7 protein-coding genes and 1 tRNA gene are annotated in these 8,137 nt (G+C 55.6%); 5 read left to right on the top strand and 3 right to left on the bottom strand.

The annotated features are described in order from the left end of the window. Positions 1-330: GntR family transcriptional regulator (locus RMSM_RS38450; RefSeq protein ID WP_008696191.1), on the bottom strand; the 330-nt coding region annotated here is incomplete at its 3' end. Between the two features lie 128 nt (positions 331-458). On the opposite strand from RMSM_RS38450, the gene RMSM_RS12345 reads away from it, so the two are divergent. Together RMSM_RS12345 and upp are read left to right on the top strand one after the other, a co-directional pair. After that, positions 459-545 (top strand) — tRNA-Ser (locus RMSM_RS12345). A gap of 127 nt (positions 546-672) precedes the next feature. After that, positions 673-1,308, top strand: a complete 636-nt coding sequence (gene upp / locus RMSM_RS12340) for a uracil phosphoribosyltransferase (protein ID WP_040766042.1) — start codon at positions 673-675, stop codon at positions 1,306-1,308. A 121-nt stretch (positions 1,309-1,429) separates the two neighbouring features. On the opposite strand, the gene RMSM_RS12335 is transcribed toward upp, so the two are convergent. After that, on the bottom strand, positions 1,430-3,022 hold the full coding sequence (locus RMSM_RS12335; protein ID WP_008696187.1) for a hypothetical protein: 1,593 nt from the start codon (positions 3,020-3,022) through the stop codon (positions 1,430-1,432). A 527-nt stretch (positions 3,023-3,549) separates the two neighbouring features. Here RMSM_RS12335 and RMSM_RS12330 point away from each other — a divergent pair. Further along, a complete protein-coding gene (locus RMSM_RS12330; protein WP_008696185.1) occupies positions 3,550-4,197 on the top strand; it encodes an RNA polymerase sigma factor in 648 nt (215 codons plus the stop codon). 135 nt (positions 4,198-4,332) lie between these two features. Next, entirely contained in the window at positions 4,333-5,382 is a 1,050-nt protein-coding gene (locus RMSM_RS12325; protein ID WP_008696184.1) for an anti-sigma factor family protein, read from the top strand. Here RMSM_RS12325 and RMSM_RS12320 read toward each other — a convergent pair. After that, positions 5,379-6,785, bottom strand: coding sequence for an MFS transporter (locus RMSM_RS12320; RefSeq protein WP_008696181.1), 1,407 nt, complete (start codon positions 6,783-6,785; stop codon positions 5,379-5,381). The genes RMSM_RS12325 and RMSM_RS12320 overlap by 4 nt on opposite strands. A 396-nt stretch (positions 6,786-7,181) precedes the next feature. Between RMSM_RS12320 and RMSM_RS12315 the strand changes: the two genes are divergently transcribed. After that, positions 7,182-8,137: GNAT family N-acetyltransferase (locus RMSM_RS12315; RefSeq protein ID WP_236622111.1), on the top strand; the 956-nt coding region annotated here is incomplete at its 3' end.

Raw genomic sequence — 8,137 nt, 5'->3', positions numbered from 1 at the left:
ATCCAACTCGAACCCGAGCTGGCGAGAAAGTGTCAACAGTTTGTCGACATGAGGCGTCATCATGCGACGCCGCTGGCTGGCGGTGTGCCGCGGAGCCAATTCGGAGACAAATGTCCCGGTGGTTCGGCGTTTCTCGACCAGCTGCTCGTGCTCGAGTTCGCGGTACGCTCGCGCGACGGTGTTCGGATTGACTCGCAAACTCTCTGCCAGCCCGCGAATCGTGGGCAATTCCTCGCCGGGACGCATCACCCCGGAAACGACTCGAAAGCGGATCTGGTCGACGATCTGCTGATAGATCGGTGCACCATCGCTAGAAATGTGTATTTGCATCGCGAACCCTTGTATTAACACATTGATACAAGATTGACGAACCGCAGTCAACAAAAAAATCTGCTCTGGGAACCAGCAAACCTCGGTTTCATCGGCGGATGGGGTTTGGTAGAGTCTATGCCAACGCAGGATGGGTGGCCGAGTGGTCGAAGGCAGCAGTCTTGAAAACTGCCGTAGGGGTAACTCTACCGTGGGTTCGAATCCCACTCCATCCGCTTCGAAGATTGACCTGCGGGCCGGCGAACTTTCGCAACGGATCGCCGTCAATCTTTGCCGATGTCCCGGCTACTCTTGGCTGGACAGAACGCTTGCTGACGGACCAACAATGAGGACGACATCGCCGTGGGCCTACTGACAAAAATCGACCATCCGTTAGTAGAGCATCATCTTTGCACGGTGCGAGACAAATCGACGTCGTGCAGCGAGTTTCGAACCGCGATTGAACGATTGGCGGTACTGGTCGGCGTCTACGCGACCGCGGATTTAGTGACGCGGCCAACGACGATCCAAACCCCGATCGCCGCTGCGGATTGCTACAAACTCGCCTCTCCCATCGGTCTTGTTCCCATCTTGCGAGCCGGATTAGGGATGGTTCATCCGTTGCAAAACCTGCTTCCGGATGCTTCGGTTTGGCACTTGGGACTGTACCGCAACGAAGAGACCGCCGAACCGGTGGGTTATTACGACAAACTTCCCAGCCGCGGGGCGCCAAGTGTCGCACTGGTACTCGACCCCATGCTTGCCACCGGCGGTTCCGTCGAAATGGTCATTCGTCGGCTGAAGAACTGGGGAGTGAATGAGATTCGAGTGCTCAGCATTATCGCGGCACAACCGGGCATTGATCGGGTCGAGCGAGACTTTCCCGACGTCAAACTTTTTGTCGCCGCGATTGACCCCGAGCTGAATGAGCAATCGTTTATCGTTCCCGGGCTCGGTGACGCCGGCGATCGCATCTTCGATACTCCGCAGCAAGGTTAATGCTAGGCGGTAGCTTGCCGTTCGGGTAGCGAAACTCTTAGACAGCTTGTTGAATTTGTGAGCCGCCCATCGCCGACCGGCGTTACAGATCAAGGCCTCGATCGGTGCGCTGGACCAGGGACTAGAGCTCCGTGAGCGTGACCGATTTGTTTGCTGGCGGATAAAACGACCATACAAACACCAGCGCCGCCGAAGCGAAATAGGCCGCAGCAAACTCGATCACCAAACGACGATTGGCGGAATCGAGCGTGATCCCGTCCCCCCAGGAATCCCATCCAAACGACTCAGGGCCAAAGGGCAAGAACAATCGATTGCCCGAAAGTGGCGAGTGAATGATGCCGAACATCGTCAGCACTCCGGCGGCAACCAGCACGGTCGCAGCCGTGCGTAACTTGCGGTCGATCAATGCGGCAAGGCACCAAGCCCACAACAGGCTGGTCACGATAAATCCGTTGCTTAGCATCGACAACGTCTGCAGATCATGCTTCAGCCCGTCGCCAGCGAGCGTTTTAAAATTGATCCCCGCATCCAGCATCGCCTCGTCGCCCAACATGCGTCCCGGCAAACTCATCGCAAGGAACGCCAACGCAGGAAGACACGCCATCGCGACGGCCGCATAGTGACGCCGCGGCGTCGCGAGAAAACTCTGGGCGGTGATTTCGAGTCCGATGAATACCAAAATCGGATAGACCGCCGGCTTGGGCATCCAAGCATTCAGCCAGCCGAAATAACCCACCAATCCCGCGGACCCGACTAACAACGCAGTGGCCAGCGTGTAGGCGGCTCGGCCTCCCATCGCCTTATACGCCGGATGCCCGATATAGGGAGTGGTCTGCACCACGCCGCCGAACAATCCGGCCACCAACGTGGCAACCCCTTCGATGCCAATCACCGTTCGTGTGTCGTAATCATCACCGGCCGCCGCTGCGCTTTCGGTACAGTCGATGCCACCAACGATCGTGGCAATGGCAAAGGGAAACGCAATGGGCAAATAGGGCAACGCCTGTGGAAACGCAGCAATCCAATCGAATTGCCAACTTCCCAGCCAATCTGTCGGAAACCATTCGTAGGACGCCGATTCGGGAAACGCGTAGCCGCTGGTGCCCCATGAACACAATCCATAATAGACCGCCCCGGCCACCAACAATGCCCCGAGCGTTCCGGGCGTTCGCCCAGGCAATGGAATCTTGGCGACCAACGCACTGAGCACGATCACCATCGCTAACATCCCGGGCAACGGGTGTCCCAGAATTTCGATCAGCGGAAAGAAACTAATCAACACCAATGCGATTGCCGCTAGCGATCCGAGCAATCCGGCACGAGGCACGACCCGTTGAACCCAGCGAGTGAGGGGTGACAACGCGATTTTCAGAATCCCGCTGAGCACGATACACCAGATACCGATGTACCACGTTCGGTACGCCGCGTCCAAAGGTTCCAATCCGGATTGAAGCCCCTGCAGATAAGAAGGGCCCAAAATGAATAGCGTGATACCGTAGGTCGACGGTGTGTCGAGCCCAAGCGGCATCGCGGTCACATCGCCGTGCCGCGACTTTTTCGCAAGTCGGAATGCGAGATAGAAAAAGGCAAGGTCACCCACCAAGACGCCCAACGCCGTCCCTGGCACCATGTAGGAAACGGCGAAATCCGAGGGAAACCCAAACCCTGCCAGCAGCGCCACCATCAGCAAAAGGCCGACGACATTGTCGAGCATCAACCCGAAAAATGCATTTACGTCGCCAGGCTGAGCCCATTGATAGCGAGGAGAATTGACAGGTGTTTTCTGGCTCAATGCACCGCTTTTCAATCGGGAAGGGAACGCTCGACAACCAAGGGCCCCTATCCTAGCAATTCATCTGCAAAATAATGCGTGCAGAGAAAATTTTCGGGTGGCGGACATTGCCACCCAGCTTTCGCCAAATTGGGGGAACGTTAGCAGTACGATACGGTCCCGGTTGAAATCGGACATTCTCCCGTCCACACCGCTGCCACTCGCCCCCCCGCCTGAGCGGTTTTTTAAGATCCGGTGAAAATCGTTTTGACTGCATCCACAATTCTGAGATACTAAATAGGGAAGAAACGAACCTCAATTTCGGGACGCCGACCGACACGCCCTTAATTGCCAACAATGGCGACCAGTTTTCCTGTATAATTAACGCGTCTATTATCTCACAGACGTATTACTTAGTTTTTATCGCGGTTCTTTTTGCCTCCTTATTTCATCACTGGAAGGCTTTTCAGATGAGCACCAAGACCTTAGACCCCGCAATCGCCAGCGAAAATGCGCACAGCGATCTGTCGGATGAGGGACTGATCACTCAGTACCGAAGCACGGGCGACCGAAGTTTGTTTGAAACGTTGATTCAGCGTTACGAACGAGAGATCTTCAGTTATTTGCGACGTTACGTTGGCAATTCCGAAATCGCCGAGGATGCATTTCAAGGAACGTTTCTTCAGGTCCATCTGAAGTGCCAGCAATTTGATTCGTCGCGACGATTTCGCCCTTGGTTGTATGCGATCGCAACCAACCAAGCGATCGATGCCCAACGACGCAATAAACGCCACCGAATGGTCAGCCTGGATCGCAACAACGCGAACGAAAAGGATGACCGGGCGGGAAGCTGGTCTGAAAAACTAGTCGGCGACACCCTGGATCCCCATGTTGCAGCCGCCCAGGAAGAAAACAGTCGCTGGGTAAACCACTCGGTGCAAAGTTTGGGCGAATCGATGCAGCAAGTCATCAACTTGGTTTACTACCAAGGGCTGAAGTACCGTGAAGCTGCAGAAATTTTGGGAATTCCCGTCGGTACGGTGAAGAGCCGTCTGCACGCGGCGGTTCAGCGTTTGGGCATCTTGTGGGAAGAGTCGCACGAAGAACGTAGCGAGTAGCCCCCTATTCCAGCGATGTCTCGGTTCACCGATTCGCCGAACCACTTCGGCGAATCGCGCGTAGAACACGAATTACCCATCGAATCATTCGGGATTCGGTGGGGTCCGTGACGCTCAAAACAGTGTTGGAAGTTGATGCACGAAGACTTGCTCGGATACTTGCTAGGCGCCCTTGAGCCGCACGAGATGGATCGTGTTGCCCAGTGGCTCCGGGAAAGCCCCGAAGCGCGTCGCGAGCTCGAACAGATCGAGCGCGCCCTGCGTCCATTGGAAGAGCACTACCAGCCGACCGAAAGTCCTCCGCCGGACTTGGTTTCACGCACGCTCGCCAATCTGCCGCCGCTGCCGAAACCGGGCGAATGTTATACGGATCCGGTCTCATCGCCGGATGACGATCGCGTCTCGCTGCCAGCGATGAACAACGGCGTCGATCCATCGCGGGATTCGCAATACACCTGGCTCGATTGGCTTGGTGGCGCACTGGCCACCGCCATTTTGCTGGCGTTACTGCTACCTTCAATCGCCGAGGGACGCTTCGAAGCTCGCAAATCAGCCTGCCAAGATCAACTACGGCAATTCGGCACCGCGTTAACTCAATACGTCTCTCGCGATCACCAAAACCGCTTGCCAGCGGTCGCCAAAGAGGGCCCCGAAGCCTTTGCTGGGGTGTACGCGATTCGTTTGAACGATGCCGGATTGCTATCGGACATTTCGGGACGATGGTGCGCATCACTTGGCCGTCCTGAAGCGATCGAGGCGGATCGGACGCAGTTGGATAAATTAGCTTCGGTCAAAGATTTGCATCGAGCATCGGTCGACGACTTGCGTGAAATTCAGCAATTCGCTGGCGGGCACTACTCGTATACGCTCGGAATCGTGGACGGGCAACAATTCAAATCGCCCAAGTTTGAATCGCGTTCTTCGTTTGCCGTCATGTCTGATGCACCGACAGGACGGTTCAGTGGTGTCGACATTCAACCGCAGAACGTTGGACATAGCGGTTTAGGGATCAACGTCCTTTACGAGGATGGGCGAGTCCAATTCCTATCCCTCTCGTCGCTGAACCAAATCCCCGATCATCCGTGGTTGAATCATCGCGACGAAATCGAAGCGGGCGTGAACATTGACGACGCATCGTTGGCGCCAAGCTATCGCCCGCCCTTTGCAGACGTGCGACAACGCTAATCCGATTCGGCGGTTGCCAACATCGCGGCAGTCGACGAACGCCGCTGCAACGATGGCAAGACCGGCGAATCAAGCGTGGCTCCGTTGGGCCGCACGCTAAGCACACGGACGCGAACGCGGGACATCAGTCGACGCCCTGGTTGAATTCCAATAAGCAACCCGAGCGCCAAGAACCGCCCCAACGATGAAATCCCAAACAGCATCCAGTACGCTTTCTCAGTGGCACCGAAATAGGCCAGAATCCCGCCGCCGATCGCGGCACCGATGCACCAAGAGGTACAGTTGGCAAAGTTGTACAACGTCAACATCTTGGTCCGCCGGCTGGCGGGCACCGCGTCAAAAATCAGCAGAAAAAATCCGAGCTCGTAGGCAGCCCAAATCATTCCGCTGATGATTTGAATGACCGCGATCCACCAAAAATTGCTGGACAGAATCCACAGCGACGCGATCGGGACGATTCCAATTCCGCCAATCCATAGCAAGCGTTTGGCACCGTAACGACGTCCAAAATTTCCCCAATACGAAAGGGCGATAATCTTGGACACAAACGCCAACGCCAACAGCGTGACGAAATCGCGATAGGACAACGACAACTTCTCGAGCATGTAGGGCGAAAAATAGGGACCGCTTAGCTGGACCATCCCTTGGACAAACACCAAATAGCCAAGCAGGCGGATCGCTGAAATTCCGATCGACGACTCAGCATGACGGTTGGGCAGCAACGTTGCCACGGTCGAATGTGGCGATTGGCTACGACCGGCATTGGACTGCGGTTGGTAGGCGACATGCGGAACGTTGGGTTCGGAATCATCGTGGGCTGCCGCGGTTAGCGGCAGCGTGTCCTTGGTTTTCGTCTCACGGACCGAAGCAGGAGCGGTCCGGTGAATCGCGAGCATCGCGACCGACAGCAAACGAAATCCACTGGCTCCGAAAAACGCGATCGCGAACCCGGTCGTCACCCAGTCGCCTTGCTCGGCCCACTGCAGCAGCAAGCCGCCGCTGACCAACCCCAACAGCGTCGTGACTTGCGCCCATTTGGTTCGCCGAGCGAAATAGATCGTTCGCACTCGCGCCGGAACCATACGTTCAATCCAAGTGTTCCACGCCGGTCCCGTTGCCAGTCCCGCGGCCCAATACATCGATGCGAACACCAATAGTGAGGTGAGCGAAATCGAACCGAACATCGCGGCGAGAGCAATCGCAGTCAGAGCGGCGGCTTGAAAACATCCGCAAAAAATGACCCAGCGTTGTTCAAATCCGAACCATCGCACCGCTGCAGGAGAAATCAACTGCGCGACTCCACCGAAGAACAATGGCACACTGCCGACCAATCCCGCCGACACTTCGCCCAATCCAACCGCCAAGGCAAAGGCAGCGAAATAAGATTCGCCAAGTCCAACCATCACACCATAGCTCGCTCCGTCAACGAGGCTGACGCGGAGATTAGATCTCGTAATCGACGAAGAATTGGAACCAAAAAACATGGAGGTCCAGGCTGAATGAAAACAAAAGGCCAAGCAAACGGGGGGAGCTGGCAAAGCGGACGATGCGTTCCACGGCGCACTTCGAACCGATACGTTCTGACGAACCATGCGTCAAAAATCAAGCTGACCGTGAGATGCGCAACTTGTAATGCGAAGTCGCCTCTAAAATCGAGAGGAAAATCTTTTCTAAAGTTCGCAATTCACCACTCGTCCAAATTTCACAGATGGATATGATTCGCCAGAGCTGGCATCTTTTTTTCAAAAGCATTTACCAGCATCTTCTTGTTCTTTGACGCAACGCCCCCGAGAGAATACGTGACCGACGACGCTAGCGGAGAATCCCTTCGAAACCCCAACCACTCTGGCTCGGGAGAGGTCTCGGACGAAATCGATCTTTCCAAGTTCGAATGGAACCTAGTCGTTCGATCGACCACGGCGGACGATTTCGAACCACTGATGGAGATCCAACGCAAGTGTTTTCCGGGAATGCCGATGTGGACGACCGAACAATTGGCAAGCCAGTTGGAACGTTTTCCCGAAGGACAATTTGTAATCGAGTGCGATGGTAAAATCATCGCTTCTTGCAGCGGTCTGCTGGTCAATTACGACGACAACTTGGAATGGCACAATTGGCAAAAGATGGCCGACGGTGGTTTCATTCGTAACCATGTTCCCGGCGGCGACACGCTGTACGGGATCGAGATCATGGTCGATCCCGATTATCGCGGGATGCGTTTGTCGCACCGTTTGTATCAAGCCCGAAAAGACCTTTGTCGCCGCATGAACGTGGCTCGCATCATCGTGGGTGGCCGCATCCCCGGTTACCACAAACACGCGGACCGCTTGACCGCGCGGGAATATGTCGAGAAAGTCGTCGAGAAAGCGTTATACGATCCGGTTTTATCCCCACAAATCGCCAACGGTTTCGCTCTGCAAGGGCTGATTCCAAACTACTTGCCATCGGATCATCAAAGCGCCGGCTACGCGACGTTTTTGGAGTGGAAGAATCTCGAGTTCAACCGAGCGCCAACACGACGGTATCGGCACAGCGTCGAACCGGTTCGCATCGGTGCCGTCCAATATCAGATGCGAGCGGTCAAGGATTTCGAAGAATTTGCGCATCAAGCTCGCTACTTCGTCGACGTCGCCGGCGATTACAAGTGCGACTTCCTGCTGTTCCCAGAACTGTTCACGCTGCAATTGTTGTCGTGCCTACCGCCTCAGCGACCGGGCAGTGCCGCGCGGGCTCTTTCGGAATTCACACCGCAGTA

The organism is Rhodopirellula maiorica SM1, assembly GCF_000346295.1.
Lineage (GTDB): Bacteria > Planctomycetota > Planctomycetia > Pirellulales > Pirellulaceae > Novipirellula > Novipirellula maiorica.
Note: the sequence above shows the minus strand (reverse complement) of the source record. Positions and strands in the feature narration are given on the sequence as shown.